Raw genomic sequence first — 21,171 nt, 5'->3', positions numbered from 1 at the left:
ATTTAAATGAAATTAGAGAGTTATTCACGTATTTATAAACTAAAAAAGACTGCCATTTTAGACAGTCTTTTTTTTAAATATGTTGCTATTTTATTAATTTTTGATAAACTTTCTAGTAAAAGTTTCATTCGCAGTATTTATTTTTAAAAGGTAAACACCTTTTACCAGAGTAGCAATATCAATATTGTTTTTACTACTATTTGCTTTTTCTGTTTTAATTAATTTTCCTAAAACATTGTAAACATTAATAGTAACTTCTTTTGTAAGGTTAAAATAAACTTTATTACCAGTAGTAGGGTTTGGGTATATTTTAAAATTTTTACTATCTAAATTTTCTACACTTGCAGTACTTACATCGTGTGTACCTAAATTAGTGCAATCATCTACACCAGAGCCTTCTTGCCATTCGTTTGCATTATAAACTGTATTGGGAGAAGTAATGCTTGCTTTTCTTACTAACGTTAAGTTTTTACCAAAGTCAGAACTATTATTTTCTTCGCCAATGATATCAATCAACACATCATTTTTAAATAAGCCCAACACGTCATTACCATTAAAAAAGGTAACATTGCTAAAAACATCTACTTCTGAAGTACAAATTGTTATTTGAGAATTTCCGATAACAAACACATCACCATCAGCAATTGTTTCGGTTGTAAATGTTAATGTTTGTGTTCCAAAATCTTGACCGTTAGAACCTAATTTTACAGAATAATTAGCTAAAGAAACGGTTTGCCCTGTAAAGTTTGCTATTTCAATTGCTTTATTGTTTCCCCCACCTTCAATATATTCAGAGAAAAACAGTTCATCAGAAGCAGCAGAACCATCAGTTGTAGTTTCGTTAACAGCATCACTTTGTGCAGATTCATTTCCGCTGGTATCTTTAGCAAGAACAGTTACAGCATAAGTTGTAGAAATATTTAAACCGGTAACATCAAATTCTGTATTTGTTGTAGTTCCTTTTATACTTCCATCAATATAAATTGTGTAACTTTCTACAGCAACGTTGTCTGTAGAAGCGGTCCAAGTTGCTTTAAAAGAGGTTCCAGAAATATTGCTAATAGCAATATTTGTTGGTACAGTTGGTGCTGTATTATCTGTTAAAGTGGTTCCGTTTACAGCAGTTGATTGTGCAGATGTATTGGCGTATTGGTCTTTAGCCAATACTGTTATTGCGTAATTAGTATTTGCCTCTAAACCAGTTGCTGTATAACTTAAGTCGGCTGTTTCTCCGTTTAAAGTGCCATTTGCATATACTTCATATGTTGTAACAGCAATGTTGTCTGTTGCAGCAAGCCAAGTAACATCGATAGTTGCTGCTGTAATATTGCTTAAAGTAACATTTGTGGGAACAGTAGGTGCTTCAGTGTCTGCATCACCCCAAGTATTTTGAGCAGCAGTTCCTCCCCAAATAACAGTTGCTAAATAAGGGTTGTCTATAAACGGATTTCTGTTTCCTTGAGCCGTTGTTATTTGGGTATTTCTTTGTTTTTCAAAGTCTGAAACTGGATCTTCTCGATTCCATTTTAAAAATAAATTTAAGGTACCAACATCCGTAAAAGATTCATTGTACCTTAAATTAAGATACATAATCATTCTTGCAACATCTCCTTTCCAGTCATCACCAGGATACCAAGCGTTTCCAATAAGTGCATAGTTACCAGAACCATCTGTAAAAGGAAGGTTGCCTCTATTAGAATTTATATTAATATCGCAGCTTCTTAAATGATGTAAATCACCTTTAGCATTATTAACAATAAGCGATTGTGGGTATACATGTTCTGTGTTAAATGTTTGTGGAGTATGTTGGTTGCTACCAGATTGATATTCTCTTTTGTCTCTACTTTCTCCATTATACATTAACACAACATTGTCTGTATTAGCAATATCTTGGTCTGCACTATACAGATAATCATGTCTGCTAAAATATTCTAAAATGTTTGTATGTTTAGAAATTGTTACCGTTGCCAAATCATTAAATAATTCTGTGCCGGTTAGTGTAAAATCAACATCATTATAATAAGACTGTAGCGCTGTTGGTGGAGTTAATTGTGCTTTACTTTCTGCAAAAAAGAATACAATTGTAATTAAAAGTAGTAGTTTTTTCATGCGGTTAGTTTTTAATTAATTTTTTAGTAATTGTTTGATTTTTAGAATTGATTTTAACTAAATAAATGCCTTTAGATAATTTAGAAATATCAATTTTAGTATTGTTTTTAGAGAGTTTTGTTGTTGTTACCAATTTACCAAGAACATTGTAAATATTGATGTTTACAGTCTCGTTTATATTAAAATATACTGTGTTTCCTTTTGTAGGGTTTGGGTACATTCTAAAATTCTCAAAAACATTAACTTTAGTAGATAAAGTTGAGCTATGACTACCAATACCATCAAAAGTATTTGCAGGTAAAACATCCCATTCGTTTGCATTAAAATTGATGTTAGGTTCTGTGATTGCTCTTTTTCTTCTGTAAGTTGCGTTTGATATGTGAAAAGCTGAATTTCCCTCTTCACCAATAATATCAATTAAAACATCGTTTTTAAACAAACCTATTGGATCGTTACCATTAAAATTCATTGGAGATCCGTATCTATATGGAGTTGTATCTATACTTGGTGGTCCCAATAAGTCTTTTTCTGCCAATAGATGCGCATCCGAAGTGTTTACATTCACAATAACAAATACATCACCAGGAACAATGTTTGTGTTGCCCAGTGGAAAATTATCTACCCAACTACCACCGTTAGATTGTTTTTGAATTGAGTATTCTGATAAGTTGATTGTTGTAGCTGTAAGGTTTACAATTTCAATTGCTTTATTGTTGCCAGAACTTGGCTCTACATATTCAGAAATAAATAATTCTGTAACTCCGTTTGATTCGCCACTTGTTGTAGTTGCTTCAATAGGAGTGCTTTTTGCAGAGGCATTATTGTCAGTGTCTTTTGCTAAAATTTCTACCACATAAGTTGTTGCTACATTTAAATTAGTAACTGTGTAAGAAAGCTCTGTTGTAGTAGTTATTAGTGTATTATCTACATACACTTCGTAGCCAGCAACTGCATTGTTGTCTGTGGCTGCATTCCAGCTTATCATAAAAGAAGAATCTGTAATATTGCCAATGGTTATATTAGTAGGTGTTGTTGGTGCTTGAGTATCTTGTAAAGTTGTTCCGCTTACAGCAGTACTTGCCGCAGATCTGTTATTTATTAAATCTTTGGCTACCACAGTAAAACTATAGCCTGTATTGGTTTCTAAATTTGCAAAACTTGCAGTTGTAGCTGTAGTAATTTTTTTAAGAATGCCATCTATATAAACATGATACCCAGTTACAGCAATATTATCGGTTGCTGCATTCCAAGAAATATCTATTGTGTTTAAGGTTGTATTATTTATAACAATGTTTGTTGGTGTTGTTGGTGCTTCTGTGTCTGTTGGTTTGTAATAGTTCCATCGGTCTTCTGCAGATGTTTCTCCGCCCCAAATTCTTGTTGCTAAATAAGGATTGTCTATAAATGGATTTCTGTTTCCTTGTGCGGCACTGTTTGCTGTATTTGCATGATAGGTATTTCTGTCTTTTTCTATCTGAGACACAGGATCTTCTGCATTCCATTGTAGGAATAAATCAATCATTTCGTCTTCGGTAAATTCTTTGCTACCCACACCAACTGCTGTTGGTAAACATACGCTACCATATCTTAGATACATGTACATAATCATTCTGGCAGCATCTCCTTTCCAATCATCACCAGGATACCAAGCAGCTGTATTTGGGCCATCTAATCCTTCGTGAAAATCGACACTAGAATAGTTAGAAAATCCAGTTCCTCTTCCGTATTTTCTATTGTTTCTGGCAGAATTTCTACCTCTATCTGCAGCTCTTAAATGATGTGCATCTGTTGCAGGACCGGGTATGTCTGTATCTAAAATAGGATTTGCTAAAGATTTAGGAAACACATGTTCTCTATTCCAAACAAAATCTGCCCCACTACCATTGTCTTGCAAGTTTTTGTTTCTAGTAAGGTCGTTAGTAATATCTTGGTCTGTTCCGTTTTCCCAACCGTAAAACAACATAACTTCATTTGTATTGGCCGTATTTTCATCGGTTGCTTTTGTTGCATCCCAAACATCGGGTAAACTACTGGTGTATTCTAAAGTTCTTGTATGTGTACTTATAATTTTTGTGGCCAAGGCATCTTTTAGAGCTGTTCCAAAAAGAGATTTATCAACATTGTTGTAATAAGACTCTTGAGCAGAGGTAAAAGTAATTGTAATTAATAGTAATAGAAGGAGTAATTTTTTAATCATTGTTACTTATTTTTTTTCTAACAAAGCCATGTAAAAACCATCAAACCCAGAAACATGTGCCATTACTTTTTTATCTTTTACAAGGCTAAACTCTTTTCCTGCTTCAGAAGCTAAAAAAGTAGCTACTTGATCTTGGTTTTCAGAGGGTAAAACCGAACAAGTTGCATACACCATTTTTCCGCCAGGTTTTAACATTTTAGAGTATTGCTGTAAAACATCTTGCTGTACTTTTTTAATATTGTCTATAAATTCTGGTTGAAGTTTCCATTTAGAATCAGGATTTCTTCTTAACACACCCAAACCAGAACAAGGAGCATCAATTAAAACTCTATCTGCTTTGCCATACAGTTTTTTAATAGGTTTGGTAGAGTCTATTACACGCATGTCTATATTGTGTGCTTTGTTTCTTTTAGCTCTTACTTTTAACTTACGGAGTTTACTTTCGTAAATATCCATAGCAATAATCTGACCTTTATTTTCCATTAAAGCAGACAAGTGAAGTGTTTTACCACCAGCACCCGCGCAAGTATCTACTACTTTCATACCCGGTTCTACTTCTAAATAAGCAGCAACAAGTTGCGATGATGCATCTTGTACCTCAAAATAACCATTATGAAAAGCTTCTGTTTTAAATACATTTGCTCTTTCCGGAAGCATTAAAGCATCAGGGTGGTTGGGTACAAATTCGGTATCTACATTTTCTGATTTTAATTTTTTTTGAAGAATTTCTTTAGAAATATTTAATGTGTTGGTTCTTAAAATAACACTAGCTTGCTTGTTTAATGCAGCAATTTCTTTGGTCCAAACTTCTTCGCCTAATTCTGCAACACAAATCTCGTCCATCCAATCAGGTATAGATTCTCTATACTTTCTAATCTTAGACAATTCAGCAAAACGTCCTTTTATTCTTCTTTCAGGAACGTCACCAATTTGATTCCAATCTGGTAATTTAATACCTCTTAAAATACACCACACAGAAAAAAGCCTCCAAATATTATCTCTATCATACGGTGCTTTAACTTCTGCAATTTCAGCGTATAAACGATTCCATCTAACAATATCGTAAATAGTTTCGGCCACAAATTTTCGGTCTCTTGCACCCCAACGTTTGTCTCTTTTTAATGCTTTTTCTACAGCTTTGTCTGCATAAACACCTTCGTTAAATATATCTCTAATACTGTCTATAACAGCAAATGTTAAATTTCTGTGTAATCTCATTTTTTTATCTAAAATAGACTACAAATGTACAAAATAAGCTTAATCTATATTAGATTTTAGATTTTTTTAAATGAAGTAATAATTGTTACTTATAATAGCAAGAAAGTAAAATATTACATGCGCTTATTAATAAAATAGTGAAAAATGAATTCAATGCTTTTTTTAGCATAATATAATGACAAGGCTTAATTGCTTTAGGTTGATAAAAAAAAATCACAAAAAAACATCTATTTTAAATAGATGTTTCTTGTGATTAATTATTACAGACAACTATTAAATTAAAAATAGTTGCTTTTTTATAGATCGTTATTTTACAGAACGATATAATTTTGATTTTCTTTTTAGTTTGTATAAGCCATATACAACTGCTAAACAAAATAAGAATAAAATTCCATTGTCTATCGGAAGCCCTGGAGGGAAACTTGGTCCCGAAGGAGGTGGAGGTATTTGAATAAATGCCATTGTTGTTAAATTTAATAATTATTTTTTAATTAATTATTCTTTGCAAAACTATCACTAAAGAAACAATTATGCAAAGAATTTTTTGATTATTCTATTATGATTTTTTTGTTGTATTTTCCTTTGTTTGTATCTATTACAACAAAATAGATGCCGTTTGATAATTGCTTGTTAACATCTAAAAAGTACTTAGTTTTTTGATCTTTAATTTCCCATGAGATTATTTTTTTACCAATTACATTATAAACTTTAACGGTATTTAAATCGATATTTTCTTCTTTAGATATTACTATCTTTTTGTTCTTATTATCTACATAGATATTAGTCTCTTTTTTACTAATATTATTTTCTATTGATAAAGCTTTATGTTCAGAAAAAGCTAATATGAATCTGTCTGAATAGGTGCCTTCATTTAAATGTATTACAGCATCACTTTCTGTTATGTTATAAGAATTATTTGTCAGTTTATCAACAATATAAATTTTACTATTAATGTTATTTAATTCATCGATTCCTATAGATATAGAGCCACTAATACCAATTTTAATTTCTAGAGGTACTTCTAAATCTTCTGTTATTTCTTGTATCCCAGCAATCACATATTTAGATGCATTAGAAGGAAATTTCCAATAGAAATCTGTAGTGCCAATATCATTTATTTCGGCATCATAACCTTTATCATGCTCAAATGAATGATATTTATTAAATGATAAGCCTATTTGTCTGTGATATTTACTGTTACTAATATCAGAATCAAAGTTCATTCCTAATTTTATGGTAGATATATTATTTATTGAATTTGTTTGGTTTTCGTTAGACCTTAAAAATACAGATTCACCCAAAACTTCTTTTTTATATTCTCTTTGGCTATTTTTAAATACAATATCACCACCATCAGTATCATCACCAATAACAAAGAATCCTTGACCTATAGCTATATAAGGCTCAGGTTTAGTGTAATCAAAGCCATCTACAGATGTCGATGGTGCACAACTAATATTTCCATTATCAGTTAAGTTTAAATAATCTATTTGTATTTCATTACTATCTAATGATTCTAATGTTATGTTTTTATCATCTAATACACAAATTACTATTTGTTTGATTGTAAAATTACCACCAGTTGCTGGTAAAACAGCATCTGTTCTAAAATTGTTGTTTTCTTTAATCCTAATAGTTTTTGAACTATTAGATTTGTATCTAACTCTTAATGTATCTACTCCAGAAATAATTTCATTAAAGATAATTTTTTGGCCTGCAGCGTTAAGTTTAACAACGTCTATATTTTGTGTGTTATCATTTACAGTTTCTATTATACCACCATTAATTGTTTCGTTTTCTGCCTCTAAATTTGCATTAATAGGTCCTCTAGCAGCATTTTTTGCAGAAACTCCCATGGTAATTGTTCTGGTAGCATAGCCGCCAATGTAACCAGCAAAATTATGTCCATCAGAAGTGTTGCTAGAGCTAGATTGTTCACTTGCATGTTGCCAGAAATATAATGTTCCTGTTATTGAATTGGCATTGTCTTCTATAAAATTCTTAACACTAATGGCCGAAGAATAAGGGTTTGCCATTAAATACTCTTCATCTTTACTAATTGAAGTAGTTAGTAAACCATCGTTAGGAGAGCCTAAAAAAGTATAATTTTGTTCAATACCAGGTCCTTTAAAAATAAATCCATCTGTATTCGAAATTTGTCCTGTACTTAATTGTTGGCTCCAAGCACTTGGGTTACCACCGATAGGAGAGTTCGTAAACATCCAATATTCTGCTAATGATATCGGGCTTGATGTATTACCGTTTAAACCACCTATAAAATTAATATCTCTTGCAATATCTGTGTTTACAATACCAGAATGGTTTGTAGGTATAGTGCCATCTTTAAAAATATCTTTTATTGTAAAAGTTGCATTTCCTTGATTGCTAACTACCGGGGAACCAATGTAATTGTATCTATATACACTTGGTACGTTAGAATTTTGGTCTACAAGTAATTTACCAGAACCAGAAACTAAAGAAGCGTTATTATGCGTTTGAATTAATTGTGACTCACTATTAGAGTTAGGGGTAATCAATCGAATTTGTCCGTTTAATTCAATGTCATTAGTAACAACTAATAAATTATCTGTAATTGAAAGCTTTTTAGAGTTATCAACCTTAAGCTTTCTAGCGCTTAATTTACCATTTGTATGATTGTAATCTTCAGCAATATGTACAAATCTAGATCTATCAGGAGAACCATTACTCCATGCATTATTTATTCTGATAGTTTTATCGAAATGGTGCTTTCCTAATAAGGTATTTGTTGTATTAATTGCATTGTTTACTTCAGAAATTAAAGGGTCATGAGGATGTCTTTCAGGACCACCTGTATTATCTGTTAAGTTTTTAAGCAAATAAGGATCTAGCGCATCATCTATAAATAACACCCAATCACTTAAAGTGTAATCTTTATTAGGTGATAGCTTTTCATCAACTCTTACATAGCTAGTTTTATTTTTAAAAGCTTCTATTACATCGTATTTTAAACGATAAGAATTACGATTGTTTCTTGGTGATAATGTTATTATATCATTTGCACCTTCAAAATCTGTAAAATCATTATCTACAATAATAGTTGCAGCATTGTCTATATTGGTTATACTATTAGATGTGTTACTAATTAATATAGATTTACCTGCTTCTAAACTAGTGTTTATTGTAATTATTTTATCGGGTAAAATACTTGTTTGATCCCCAGTTTTGTTTTTATAAAACTGTACTTTAATTAAGTCTTTTCCAATTGGGTATAACTTGCTGTTATTTGTGATTTCTATCCATTTCTCTGAACCAAATTGATACACTTGTGTTATCATAGGAATTCCATTTAGTTCTGCATCTCTATAATCAACATCACCAACAGATGATGCGTCGTTATCGGTATCTGTAAAATTATCTACTTGTGTTGTATCATACGATCCATTAATATCTGTATATCCTAAATCAATACCACCAGTTTCAATTGCATCAACCAATCCATTTAAACCAACATTTCCGGTTACTTTACCGAATCCGTTATTTGCTAAATTACTGCCAGATTCAATAATATCAAATATACCATCACCGTCAGAATCTAAGTCTAAGTAATCAGGTAAATTGTCTGAATTACTGCTTGCTGTATTATCTGTATTAACAGGAATAATACCCAATAGGCCGGTGTTATCGGTATTTTTGTCATAGGCATCATCTAAACCATCATTATCAGAGTCTAAACCACTTGGTGCTATATAATCTATAGTAGATTGACTTTCAATATTGTCTGGTATCCCATCGTTATCTGCATCTAAATCTCTTGCGTTTCTAATGCCATCATTATCTGCATCATTGTTAGGTAATGCTACCCCTGATCCGTCGTTAGCGGTAGCGGTTAAATTGTTGTCTGTATCTACTATATCTGATAATCCGTCATTATCTTGATCATAAATTAATCCAGTTCCAACCATACCATCTCCATCTGGATCTAAACCTCCATTTTCTAAAACATCTGTAATGCCATCATTGTCAGAGTCTAGATCTATCAAGTCTGGATAGCCATCATTATCAGTATCAGGGTTTGTTAAAGGAATTCCAGAACCATCATTTATATTGGTAGTTGTATTATTTTCTGGATCTACTATATCTGCAAGACCATCATTATCGCTATCTATTAAAACGTCAAGAACACCATTTCCATCAATATCAATACCACCAGCTTCTATAAGGTCTGTTGTTCCGTCATTATCAGAATCTAAGTCTTGTGAATTAGGAATGCCATCTTTATCAGTATCAATAATTATTAGAGGTGTTCCTCCATCGTCTGTATCTACGTTGTCAGCAAGACCATCGTTGTCAGTATCTGTAATAGGGCCAGAACCAATAACACCATCCTTGTCTGGGTCTAAACCACCAGATTCTATTACATCTGTAATACCGTCATTATCAGAATCTAAATCTAAGTAATTAGGAACTCCGTCATTATCAGAATCTTTAATTGGTATATTAGTGCCACCATTGTCTGGGTCTATTAAATCTGGTACACCGTCTTTGTCTGTGTCAATCGGGTTTCCAGTTCCTATTCTACCATCGCCATCTTCATCTAAGCCACCATTTTCTACAATATCAAATATTCCGTCATTATCAGAGTCTAAGTCTAATTGATTTGGAATTCCATCATTATCAATATCGCCAGTACCTTCGTCTATATCTAGAATTCCATCATTATCATCATCTTTATCACAAACGTCACTAATACCATCATTATCAGTATCTGTATTTCCTGAAATACTAGCATCACAATAGTCTAGACACAAAACTCCTTCAATTTCTGCACCATTTGTATCTATAAAAGCACTGTGAACTCTTATAATATTAAGAACACTTGCTAAAGATGCAACAGAAATTTGTATACTATCGTATGGTAAAGAAGTTTTAAAGCCAACAAAAGTTGCTGTGTTTGGTAGGCCAATAATACTAAATATTGCAGATAAATCTATTAAACCTAAACCTGTTCTGCATTCTTGTCTAACACCATCTAAAGATGTACATATTGTAATGCTACCAAGCACATCTAACTGAAGAAGAGTGTTTGGTGAAGAAACGGTAAAACCAGCAGAAGATCCTGAAGGGTAGGTAGATATTCCATCTGTTACAGCTATAGATCCTGATGAAAGTACACCAGCAAGCATTGTTATTTCTGCATAATCTGTTAAGTCTTCACTTACAACATTTTTTGTGTTATTTACAGAGCATCCTACACATGCAATACCAGCAATGCCAGAGTTTGCGTTATCGATAACCACAGGAAATTTAGGTGTACTTAAACTATATGTGTTTCCACATTCTAGTGTTACTTCACAAAATTCTTGAACTACCATGCCATATATTTTAAGTTCTCCTATATCTATACCTGCTAGGTTGATTACAGAAAATTGAACTTCATCAAATGGTTTGTTGGCAACAAAACCAATTGTATTTCTATTGTTTGACGCAATTAAACCAGAACCAACTGTTACTAGCTGTGTACCACCAATTTTACATTCTTGTAACACACCATCTAGATATGTACAAACCCTGTAAGTATCTATTACATTGGCACTAATTAAGGTTTGATTTTCTATATCAAAACCAGCAAAAGTTCCGGTTGGATAATTTGTTATCTGATTTTTTATAGACATACTTGCTTCTGCGAGAACACTAACCCCTAAAATCATTTGGGCATAAGTTGTCTCGTCATTATCTATTGCATCTTGTGTATTATTTAAAGAACAGCCAACACACGCTAGCGAATTTACACCTGTTCTTTCGCTATTAATAACAACAGGATACGTTGGTGTACTTAACGTTGTTGGAGTATTACATAAAAGCTCTTCTCCTTCACAAAAAGTTTGAAAAACAGCGCCATATACTCTTGTAGTATTTAAAACACTAGCAAGATTAACAATTTCTAGTTTTACTTGATCGAAAGGTTTAGTTGTGGCAAACCCTAGTACTTTTCTGCCAGATCCATTTAAAATAGGAATATTAACAGATGCTAATGATCCAGAGGTAGATGTTTCTTGTGAGACTCCATTTAAAAAAGTTCTAATAGTTACCCATGCAGCAACATCAAAGTTTATAATGCTTGGGTTAGAAATATCAAAGCCAGCAAATGTACCAGCAGGATATTCATTTAATACATCTTCTACTGCAATACTTCCCATAACACCTATAGAAGCAAGCATATTTATGGTAGCGTATGCATCATCGTCACTACTAATTACATCTTCTGCATTGTTAACAGAACAACCAACGCATGCTAAACCAGAAATACCTGTATTTTCTGAATTAATAACAACTGAATGTTCTGGGTTTTTCATTCTTGTTGGCTCATTACATTCAAGTGCTTCACCAGGGCAGAATTTTTTTATTACAGCTCTGTAAACTTGAGCGGTATAAAGTGCACCAACTAAAGAGAAATATTCTATTCTAACCTCGTCAAATTCTTTTGAAGCAACATAGCCAAGTGTTATTCTTTCGTCAGGACTAATTAAAAATACGTCTGCAGAGATCAAATCAGAAGAAACAACTTTAGACTCTTGCTGAACTCCATTTAAATAAGTTTTAACAGTGATAGTTGCAAAAACAGAAGCAGAAATTAATTCTATAGATCCTACTTCAAAACCAGCGTAAGTACCAGCAGAAAAAGTGTCATCTGTATCTTTTACAGATATACTTGCTAAACAGCCAACACCAGTCATAACGATGTTTGCAGCAGCTTCATCTGAACCAATTACGTTATTTGCACTTACTATTGTACCTAAACATGGAGGAATTAGACCCAATGGAAAATTAGGTGTTGTAACTTGTACATTGTCAAAATATTCACCATTTACAAAGCTTTCTGCAGTATTACACTCCAGTTCTTTGTTGTTTTTAGCATGTGCGTTTCTAGAAAAATTATTATAGTCATTTATAATTACACTTACGGTTCCTGTATTGCAATCATTTAAATTGTTAATGTCACAAACTGTAAATTGAAACGAGTCTATACCTACAAAATCTTTATTCGGTGTGTATAGATAGGTTCCGTCTTCAAAGAATTTAACGGTTCCATTAGTAGGATTTGTATTGGCGGTAACCTGCTGATTTTTTGTTTTATTACTGATGTAACTAGTTAATACATTACCACTAGTTTGTAAATTTACGTAGGTAGTATTGTATTGTTCAGAAGAACCATTATCAAAAATATAGTTTGTTTTTTGAAGTTGTTTTTCTTGTAGTTCCCAACCTGCCCAATTGTAACCGTTCTTGGTTGTCCAAGTTTTAGAATTGTCTGAAAAAGGTTTTAAGGGTAAACTGTCCTTTTCAATATCAAGAGATTTTGTTTTTAGCGTAAAAACAAGTTGGCTACGATCATTTTTTTCTAAAAATGCGTAGTTAGATGTGCTAATTAGCATCGTAAATGCTAATGGGATAATAAAAATTAGGGATTTTAAATTACTGGCAATTTCTTTTCTTTTCTTCCAAATTCTAAACGAATTAAGACCATTCGGAGGTGTTCTTTTCATTTTTCTAGCAAATTATATTGTACTATTAAATTGGGGAACATGCAATAGTACAAATTTTTATTGACATTCCTTTTTATTATTTAGACATTTCTTTTATGTAGAAGTCACATTTTATTATATAAAATTTTATTTTTTTTTAATTTTTAAAAATTGTAATCAATTGAACCTATAATTTGTTACATTTCAGTATTTTCGTTCTCAATAATTTTATATGTTGACTTTAAATAATCCAATTACATATATTAAAGGAGTTAGTGTGCAAAAAGCATCGCTTTTGTATGCAGAATTAGGGATTAAAACTTGCAACGATCTATTAAACTTTTTTCCTTTTCGTTACATAGATAAGACTACTTTTTATACGATTAATCAATTACAACCAACTACAGCAGAGGTTCAGATTGTGGGTAAAATTACAAGTGTTAAATCGGTAGCACAAAAAAGAGGAAGTAGGTTAGTAGCAACGTTTCAAGATCAAACAGGTAGCATAGAGTTGGTATGGTTTAAAGGGCAAAAATGGATTAAAGATGCCTTAAGAATTAACGAACCTTACGTAGTGTATGGTAAATTAAATCATTACAATGGTAGCTTTAGTATTCCGCATCCAGAACTAGAATTGGTTGCTGTTTATAAAAAGAAATTGCAATCTAAAATGCAACCTGTGTATCCATCCACAGAAAAATTAACAAATTCTGGTGTTTCTAATAAGTTGATGCGGACTTATGTGCAAAATTTATTACAACAGTTTTTCGATCATATTACAGAAAGTTTATCACAAGAAATAATTGATAATTTTAACTTGATGTCTAAACGAGAAGCATTGCTAAATGCACATTTTCCTAAAAGCCAAGAAAGTTTAGCAAAAGCACAAAGTAGATTGAAATTTGAAGAATTATTTTTTATTCAATTACAATTATTACGCAAAAAATTAATCAATAAATCAAAAATAAAAGGTTTTGTATTTGAAAATGTAAGTAATAATTTTAATACTTTTTACAACGATTATTTGCCCTTTAACCTAACAAATGCACAAAAAAGGGTTTTAAAAGAAATAAGAAAAGATGTTGCCTCTGGCGCTCATATGAATCGTCTTTTACAAGGTGATGTAGGATCTGGAAAAACAATTGTTGCCCTGTTAGCAATGCTTTTGGCATTAGATAACGGTTTTCAAGCTACAATGATGGCGCCGACCGAAATTTTAGCAACACAGCATTACATAGCCATTTCTGAAATGTTGGCGAACATGAATATTAAGGTAGCATTATTAACTGGTTCTGTTAGGGTAAAAAAACGAAGAGAAATTCATAATGACTTAATGGACGGAAGCCTACATATTTTAATTGGCACCCATGCACTGTTAGAAGATAAGGTAACTTTTAAAAATTTAGGAATTGCTATTATTGATGAACAACATCGATTTGGTGTTGCACAGCGTTCTAAATTATGGAAAAAAAATACCATAGTACCTCATATTTTAGTAATGACTGCCACACCTATACCAAGAACTTTGGCAATGTCTGTTTATGGTGACTTAGATGTTTCTGTAATTGATGAGTTGCCGCCTGGTAGAAAAGAGGTGAAAACGGTACATCGTTTTGATAGCAATCGTTTGTCTGTTTTTAAATTTATGAAAGATGAAATTGAGAAAGGCAGGCAGGTGTATATTGTGTATCCATTAATTCAAGAATCTGAAGCAATGGATTATAAAGATTTAATGGATGGTTATGAGAGTGTTTCTAGAGAGTTTCCTTCTCCTAAATACCAAATAAGTATTGTGCATGGGCAAATGAAACCTGCAGATAAAGAATTTGAGATGCAACGTTTTGTAAACGGAGAAACTCAAATTATGGTGGCCACTACGGTTATAGAAGTAGGCGTAAATGTGCCTAATGCAAGTGTGATGATTATTGAAAGTGCAGAACGTTTTGGGCTTTCTCAATTGCATCAATTAAGAGGAAGGGTTGGTAGAGGTGCAGACCAAAGTTATTGTATTTTATTATCTAGTTATAAATTATCCGAAGAAGGTAAAACGCGTTTAAAAACGATGGTAGATACTACAGATGGTTTTAAAATAGCCGAAGTAGATTTAAAATTAAGAGGTCCGGGAAATATTATGGGAACGCAGCAAAGTGGTGTTTTAAATCTTAAAATAGCAGATATTGTAAAAGATTCTAAAATATTAGTAGCGGCAAGAAATACTGCTATTTCACTATTACAAGACGATGATAATTTGTCTAAACCAGAAAACTCGAATATCAAAAAAACTTTTATTCAGTTGGTGAAGACTTCTAAAATATGGAGTGAAATTAGTTAGCTATTTTGTTAAAAACTGGCTATAATTTTAATATTTTTTTAGCAGCATTAAAAGGTGTTGTTTTGCTGTTTTCTAGATTAATTATTTCTTCTGCAAGTGCCTCTTGTACTTTTTGATTCTTATAAAAATTATCTTTCAATTGTTGTTCAATAGTTGCTAATAGCCAAAACTTATTCTGCTCATTTCTTTTTTTGTAAAAATAATGATTCTCTTTTGTTAAAGAAATATAGCTTTCGATAAGGTTGTAAATATCAGCAATGCCTTTATTTTGTAAAGCACTAGCAGTAAGTACTTTTGGTTGCCATTTGCTTTCTTTTATGGGATATAAATGCAGCGCTCTATTAAATGCTACTTTTGCAATTTTGGCATTTTCTATATTATCGCCATCTGTTTTATTAATAACAATAGCATCTGCCATTTCAATGATTCCGCGTTTAATACCTTGTAGCTCATCTCCAGCTCCCGCTAGTTTTAAGAGTAAGAAAAAATCTACCATAGCGTTAACAGTTATTTCAGATTGCCCCACACCAACTGTTTCTATAATAATAGTATCAAAGCCAGCAGCTTCACAAAGAATAATGCTTTCGCGTGTTTTTTGAGCAACACCTCCCAAAGAAGTACCAGAGGCAGAAGGTCTAATAAAGGCATTGGTATCGGTTACCAGCTCCTCCATTCTAGTTTTATCACCCAAAATAGCACCTTTATGAACAGAACTGCTAGGGTCTATAGCCAAAATAGCTACTTTTTTTCCTTTGGAAGTTAAATATTTTCCATAGGCTTCTATAAATGTACTTTTACCAACACCAGGTACACCTGTAATTCCTATTCTTACCGATTTATTTGCAAACGGAAGACAGCCTTCTAAAATTTGGTTTGCTTTTTCTTGATGCCTGCTATTTGTACTTTCTACTAAAGTGATGGCTCTGCTTAGAAACGGAATATTGCCTTCTAAAATTTTAGCAATAAAAGTTGCTGCTGAAGTAATTTTTGCTCTACTTTTTTTTATCTTTTCAAAAGCATTTTTATTGGTAGTTTCTGGTTTAGAAACCCCTTTTACTTCTTGTAATGCTGGTGTTTTTTTATTCATAAAATAAAATAGAAATGTAAAGTTAGAGATAATAAATTAAATTTTAAATACAACGAAGACTAATTACACGTTAAATCCATTCGATTTTTGATAAAGGTTTGTTAAAATTTAACATTTTTTAACTTATTTATAATCTTATTACTAAATTTAGCGACAATTATAACCAAATCAATACAAATGAAAAAAGTATCTTTATTAGTGCTATCCTTATTTTTTGTTGTAACAGCAACTTTTTCGCAAGAAAAAAAGGAGGAAAGCAAAGTGCAACAAGGGCACACAGATCAAAATAAATTTAGACAATTAAAAGATGTTTTGGCAACGCCAAATGATCAGCATACGGCTTCTGGTGCACCAGGGCATCAATATACTCAACAGAAAGTTGATTATGTGATGGATATTCGTTTAGAGGAGTCTGAAAATAAAATTTATGGTAATGAAAAAATAACTTACCACAACAATTCAAAAGATCAGCTAGAATATTTATGGGTACAATTAGACCAGAATATGAGAGCAGACGATTCTAAAACACCTTTGGCAAAGTCTACAGGTGCAGTGCCTTTTATTACACCAGAAAATTTTAAAAATGATTACATGAAAGCCTCTAAAGGTTTTGGTTTTAATATAGAAAGTGTAACAAGTAATGGCGCACAGCTTTCTCATTTTATCAACAGAACAATGATGCGTATTAATTTACCTAAACCATTGGCTTCTGGCGATTCTTTTAACTTTAGTATTCGTTGGAATTATAAAATAAATGACATTAATAAAGATGGTGGTCGTTCTGGTTTAGAGTCTTTTCCTGACGGAAACAACAACTATACTATTGCTCAATTTTTTCCACGTTTAGCAGTCTATAATAATGTAGAAGGATGGCAAAACATGCAATTCTGGGGTCGATCTGAATGGGCATTAGAATTTGGAGATTATGAAGTAAATTTAACCGTGCCTGCAGATCATATTGTAGATGCAACGGGTGTTTTACAAAACGAAAAAGAAGTTTTATCAAAAGAACAAAGAAAACGCTGGGAAACTGCAAGAAAATCTTTTGACAACCCAGTAATGATTGTTACGCAAGCCGAAGCAGAAATTGCAGAAAAAGGTAGAGCTACCAAAACAAAAACTTGGAAATTTAAAGCAAATAGAGTTAGAGATTTTGCATTTGCATCTTCTAGAAAATATATTTGGGATGCCATGGCAACTAATGTAAATGGTAAAACAGTAATGGCTGTTTCTTTATATCCAAAGGAAGGAAACCCACTTTGGGAAGAGCACTCAACAAGAGCGGTAGCAACAACATTAATAGAATATTCTAAATTAACTTTCGATTATCCTTATCCAAAAGCTATCTCTGTTCATTCTGAAAGACAAGGGATGGAGTACCCGATGATTTGTTTTAATTTTGGAAGACCAAATGCAGATGGTACTTATTCTGATAGAACTAAAAAAGGAATGATTGGTGTTATTGTGCATGAAGTTGGGCATAATTTCTTTCCGATGATTGTTAATTCTGATGAAAGACAATGGACTTGGATGGACGAAGGTTTAAACTCTTTTGTAGAAATTTTAGCAGAATTAGTTTATGACCCAGAGTTGTTTGCAACCAATCCTGCAAAAGAAATTACTCGTTATATGGGCGGAGATCAAAGTAATATATCTCCAATTATGTCTCAAGGAGATTACGTAAAACAATTTGGACCAAACGCTTATTCTAAGCCTGCTGCTGGTTTATACATGTTGCGTAAAACAATTATGGGACCAGAATTATTTGACCATGCTTTTAGAACGTATTCAAAAAGATGGATGTTTAAACACCCAACACCAGCAGATTTCTTTAGATCTATGGAAGACGCTTCTGGTATGGATTTAGACTGGTTCTGGAGAGGCTGGTTTTATACAACAGATGTTACAGACATTGGTGTAAAAGAGGTAAAGCCTTTGTATTTAACAGACAAGCCAAGCGAAAGAGTTGCTAAATTAAAAGAGCAATACAAGCAATATTTTGATGGTTTAGGAGACTTGGTTTATATCACAGATAAAAAAGAAGATGCCAACTCTAAGGCAATGGATACTTATGCAGATGGTAAAGAAGTACCTGCTTATATTTACTCTGTAGAGTTCGAAAAGCCAGGTGGTTTAATTATGCCATTAATTGTAGAGTTAACTTATGCTGATGGAACTACAGAAAGACAAACGTTTCCTGCTCAGATTTGGATGAAAGATGATACTTCTGTTAAAAGAGTTTTTGCGGCAACTAAAGAAATTAAGAGTATAGTTGTAGATCCAGATTTTGAAACAGCAGATGTAGATACTTCTAACAATAGCTGGCCAAAGAAAGAATCTAATAAATTTGAAGATTTTAAAAACAAAGCAAAAGAGTAATACTCTTTGCACTTATAAAGTAAAAGGCCTTACAATTTTGTAAGGCCTTTTTTTAGGTATATTTTTTTATGAATTTGATATGAGTAAGGTGTTTTTTGTTCAATTAATTAAAGCTAATAACTTACAGATGCCTTTCTTAACTGCTCCAAAATTTTCTTTTCTTATTCAATTCTAATTCCTCTTTTATATATTCTTCTGCATCTTTAGGTGATAAAACTTTAAGAAAAGAAGGGTGTTGCTCTATTGCAAACTCTATTTTTGTTACAATATCTGCAATTTCTTCGTTTTCATAGTCTATTTCTAAAGGAGGCTTGATAACCATAGATTGCAATACATTTCTTTTCTTAATATTCAATCCTTTTTTGTCAAAAGAACGTCTAAATCCGTCAATTACAATCGGTACAACTACAGGTTTAAAAGTTTTAATAATGTGTGCAGTTCCTCTTCTAATTGGTTTAAATGGGGTAGTGGTACCTTGCGGAAAAGTAATAACCCAGCCATCTTTTATAGCTTTACCAATATTAGAAATATCAGAATTTTTAACCTGTCTATTTACGTTTTTACCCGCACTACGCCATGTTCTATCAATAGAAACAGAACCTGCATAAGCAAATATTTTTGGTAAAATACCAGATCTCATGGTTTCGCCAGCGGCAACAAAATAAATATTTAACTTCGGATGCCATATATAGCCAACATTTTTAATAGTGTCATCGCGTCCTTTTAAAGAGGCGTTAAAAACATGAAACATAGCTGCAACATCTGCAAAATAAGTTTGATGATTCGAAATAAATAAAACACCACTGTCTGGTAAGTCTCTTAATATTTCAGAGCCTTCAATGTTTAGGTTGTTAAAATTACGGTACCTTCCGTGCGATATTATTCCGAAAAAACGAATTAGCCATTTTTTTAGTAGTAAAATATGACCAAACGGATTCCTTTTTAGTAAAGGCATTCTTATTCTTTTTTAGTTGAAACACAAATCTACAAAAACAATTAATAAAGAACCTATTTTAAAAGTTCTTTAATTTCTGATAAGATCATTGCAGTTGCTCCCCAAACAACAGTGTTATTTAATAGAAAACAAGGCACTGTCTCATTTTTTAAATAGGTGTTATTAATAAAAGTAGTTGTAATTGTTTTATCGTTTAGCAAATCACTAACCAGCACATTGATTGTTTTTGCTACCTCATAATTTTTTTTAAAAACGAGTTTCTCATCTGCATATGCAATAAAAGGAGTTGCTAAAAAATTACTTGGGGCAATATACACGTCTGTCAATTCTCTAAGAACAGTAATTTCTTTTTCGGCAATACCTACTTCTTCAAAAGTTTCTCTTAAAGCGGTTTCTTCTAAACAATTATCAACAGCGTCTATTTTACCACCCGGAAAACTAATTTGAGCAGAATGTGTACCTTTATAATGAGCTCTTTGGGTTAATAGAAAACACATGTTGTTATGATCATCCGGATAAAATAAAGCTAAAACTGCGGCTACTTTTGGTTGTCTCGCTTTAATTTTTTCTGCATTGTATTTTAAACGCATTTTTGGTGCTAGTTTAAACTGTGCATTTAATCCGCCTAAATTACTCGTTTTAATGGTCGTTATTTTATCTTTAAAATCAGAAAAAGTCATTGTTAAAAAATATTTCTTAAAAGTAAATGTCTATTTTGCTAAAAACAACTTTTTGGCAAGAAATTTGTTTTAAACGCTATTGTAATTAAAAATAAACATGAGTATAAAATATAAAAAACTAATCGCTAGTATTTTAATAGATGTTGTTGGCATCATTCCAATTCCTTTTTTCGATTTTATTTGGGCGCCTTTGTCAAGTTATTTTATGTTAAAAATGTACAAAGGCAAAAAAGCTAAAATAGCAAGTATTATTAGTTTTATAGAAGAAATTATACCTTATACAGATGTATTGCCAACATTTACATTAATGTGGTTGTATGTATATGTTTTTTCTACAGAAGAAATTTCTGAAATTTAATTTTTAAACAAGAAGCCAAGGCCTAAACGGCAAAGAAATTTTTTTTCGAATGCCCAGAAAAAATTAAACTGCCCAAAAAGCCATCCAACAATAGGTAGTGTTAGTTGGTAGATAGGAAAAATCAGTAAAAAACGTAAAGGCCAATACAACCATGCGTTTGTAGTTTCTGCAGAAAGGCCAATAAAACTTGTTATTGGTTTGGCTGCCCAAGAAGCAAAAGAACCGTTTATTGCAAAAACAATAAAGATTGCCACAATTGCCCAATTGCTTTGTATGCCCCAGCGCTGTTTTAATTTATCCATAAGCTGCAAAATTACAATTCCGAAACGAATATAAAAAGTCAAGACCCTA

12 protein-coding genes are annotated in these 21,171 nt (G+C 32.1%); 3 read left to right on the top strand and 9 right to left on the bottom strand.

All coding sequences use genetic code 11. The features are described from left to right. Positions 1-93: 93 nt before the first annotated feature. The 5 genes from Q0678_RS03010 to Q0678_RS02990 all read right to left on the bottom strand — a co-directional run bounded on the left by Q0678_RS03010 (position 94) and on the right by Q0678_RS02990 (position 13,050). Complete coding sequence (locus Q0678_RS03010; protein ID WP_299053649.1) at positions 94-2,109, bottom strand: endonuclease; 2,016 nt, start codon at positions 2,107-2,109, stop codon at positions 94-96. Between the two features lie 4 nt (positions 2,110-2,113). Continuing rightward, on the bottom strand, positions 2,114-4,306 hold the full coding sequence (locus tag Q0678_RS03005) for an endonuclease (RefSeq protein WP_299053648.1): 2,193 nt from the start codon (positions 4,304-4,306) through the stop codon (positions 2,114-2,116). Between the two features lie 6 nt (positions 4,307-4,312). Further along, positions 4,313-5,524, bottom strand: a complete 1,212-nt coding sequence (locus tag Q0678_RS03000) for an RsmB/NOP family class I SAM-dependent RNA methyltransferase (protein WP_299053646.1) — start codon at positions 5,522-5,524, stop codon at positions 4,313-4,315. Between the two features lie 306 nt (positions 5,525-5,830). Continuing rightward, complete coding sequence (locus tag Q0678_RS02995; protein ID WP_299053644.1) at positions 5,831-5,986, bottom strand: PID-CTERM protein-sorting domain-containing protein; 156 nt, start codon at positions 5,984-5,986, stop codon at positions 5,831-5,833. 86 nt (positions 5,987-6,072) lie between these two features. Then, positions 6,073-13,050, bottom strand: a complete 6,978-nt coding sequence (locus tag Q0678_RS02990) for an Ig-like domain-containing protein (protein WP_299053641.1) — start codon at positions 13,048-13,050, stop codon at positions 6,073-6,075. A gap of 211 nt (positions 13,051-13,261) precedes the next feature. On the opposite strand from Q0678_RS02990, the gene recG reads away from it, so the two are divergent. After that, on the top strand, positions 13,262-15,361 hold the full coding sequence (recG, locus tag Q0678_RS02985) for an ATP-dependent DNA helicase RecG (protein ID WP_299053639.1): 2,100 nt from the start codon (positions 13,262-13,264) through the stop codon (positions 15,359-15,361). Positions 15,362-15,380: 19 nt separating this feature from the next. On the opposite strand, the gene meaB is transcribed toward recG, so the two are convergent. Continuing rightward, on the bottom strand, positions 15,381-16,448 hold the full coding sequence (gene meaB / locus Q0678_RS02980) for a methylmalonyl Co-A mutase-associated GTPase MeaB (RefSeq protein ID WP_299053637.1): 1,068 nt from the start codon (positions 16,446-16,448) through the stop codon (positions 15,381-15,383). A 177-nt stretch (positions 16,449-16,625) separates the two neighbouring features. On the opposite strand from meaB, the gene Q0678_RS02975 reads away from it, so the two are divergent. Then, on the top strand, positions 16,626-18,827 hold the full coding sequence (locus tag Q0678_RS02975) for a M1 family metallopeptidase (protein WP_299053634.1): 2,202 nt from the start codon (positions 16,626-16,628) through the stop codon (positions 18,825-18,827). A gap of 136 nt (positions 18,828-18,963) precedes the next feature. Here the strand turns inward: Q0678_RS02975 and Q0678_RS02970 are convergent, their stop codons facing one another. Both Q0678_RS02970 and Q0678_RS02965 read right to left on the bottom strand, forming a co-directional pair. After that, positions 18,964-19,782 (bottom strand): 1-acyl-sn-glycerol-3-phosphate acyltransferase, encoded by an 819-nt coding sequence (locus Q0678_RS02970; RefSeq protein ID WP_299053631.1) that lies wholly within the window; start codon positions 19,780-19,782, stop codon positions 18,964-18,966. Positions 19,783-19,835: 53 nt separating this feature from the next. Continuing rightward, positions 19,836-20,462, bottom strand: a complete 627-nt coding sequence (locus tag Q0678_RS02965) for a CoA pyrophosphatase (RefSeq protein WP_299053628.1) — start codon at positions 20,460-20,462, stop codon at positions 19,836-19,838. 97 nt (positions 20,463-20,559) lie between these two features. Between Q0678_RS02965 and Q0678_RS02960 the strand changes: the two genes are divergently transcribed. Further along, positions 20,560-20,820 (top strand): hypothetical protein, encoded by a 261-nt coding sequence (locus Q0678_RS02960; RefSeq protein WP_299053625.1) that lies wholly within the window; start codon positions 20,560-20,562, stop codon positions 20,818-20,820. Here the strand turns inward: Q0678_RS02960 and Q0678_RS02955 are convergent. Beyond that, positions 20,817-21,122, bottom strand: coding sequence for a DUF6787 family protein (locus Q0678_RS02955; protein WP_299053622.1), 306 nt, complete (start codon positions 21,120-21,122; stop codon positions 20,817-20,819). The two genes, Q0678_RS02960 and Q0678_RS02955, sit on opposite strands and share 4 nt — an antisense overlap. Positions 21,123-21,171: the final 49 nt, after the last annotated feature.

The sequence above is a fragment of the uncultured Polaribacter sp. genome, assembly GCF_947497125.1.
Taxonomy (GTDB): Bacteria; Bacteroidota; Bacteroidia; order Flavobacteriales; family Flavobacteriaceae; genus Polaribacter.
The sequence above is the reverse complement of the archived record's forward strand: the minus strand, read 5'-3'. Positions and strand labels throughout refer to the sequence as shown.

What these genes read in the sequence shown, in the direction of transcription:
- Q0678_RS02990 (WP_299053641.1), bottom strand. Translation starts at nt 13,050, where the DNA reads ATGAAAAGAACACCTCCGAATGGTCTTAATTCGTTTAGAATTTGGAAG.
- recG (WP_299053639.1), top strand. Translation starts at nt 13,262, where the DNA reads ATGTTGACTTTAAATAATCCAATTACATATATTAAAGGAGTTAGTGTG.
- Q0678_RS02970 (WP_299053631.1), bottom strand. Translation starts at nt 19,782, where the DNA reads ATGCCTTTACTAAAAAGGAATCCGTTTGGTCATATTTTACTACTAAAA.
- Q0678_RS02995 (WP_299053644.1), bottom strand. Translation starts at nt 5,986, where the DNA reads ATGGCATTTATTCAAATACCTCCACCTCCTTCGGGACCAAGTTTCCCT.
- Q0678_RS03005 (WP_299053648.1), bottom strand. Translation starts at nt 4,306, where the DNA reads ATGATTAAAAAATTACTCCTTCTATTACTATTAATTACAATTACTTTT.
- Q0678_RS03000 (WP_299053646.1), bottom strand. Translation starts at nt 5,524, where the DNA reads ATGAGATTACACAGAAATTTAACATTTGCTGTTATAGACAGTATTAGA.
- Q0678_RS02975 (WP_299053634.1), top strand. Translation starts at nt 16,626, where the DNA reads ATGAAAAAAGTATCTTTATTAGTGCTATCCTTATTTTTTGTTGTAACA.
- Q0678_RS02960 (WP_299053625.1), top strand. Translation starts at nt 20,560, where the DNA reads ATGAGTATAAAATATAAAAAACTAATCGCTAGTATTTTAATAGATGTT.
- Q0678_RS02955 (WP_299053622.1), bottom strand. Translation starts at nt 21,122, where the DNA reads ATGGATAAATTAAAACAGCGCTGGGGCATACAAAGCAATTGGGCAATT.
- Q0678_RS03010 (WP_299053649.1), bottom strand. Translation starts at nt 2,109, where the DNA reads ATGAAAAAACTACTACTTTTAATTACAATTGTATTCTTTTTTGCAGAA.
- Q0678_RS02965 (WP_299053628.1), bottom strand. Translation starts at nt 20,462, where the DNA reads ATGACTTTTTCTGATTTTAAAGATAAAATAACGACCATTAAAACGAGT.
- meaB (WP_299053637.1), bottom strand. Translation starts at nt 16,448, where the DNA reads ATGAATAAAAAAACACCAGCATTACAAGAAGTAAAAGGGGTTTCTAAA.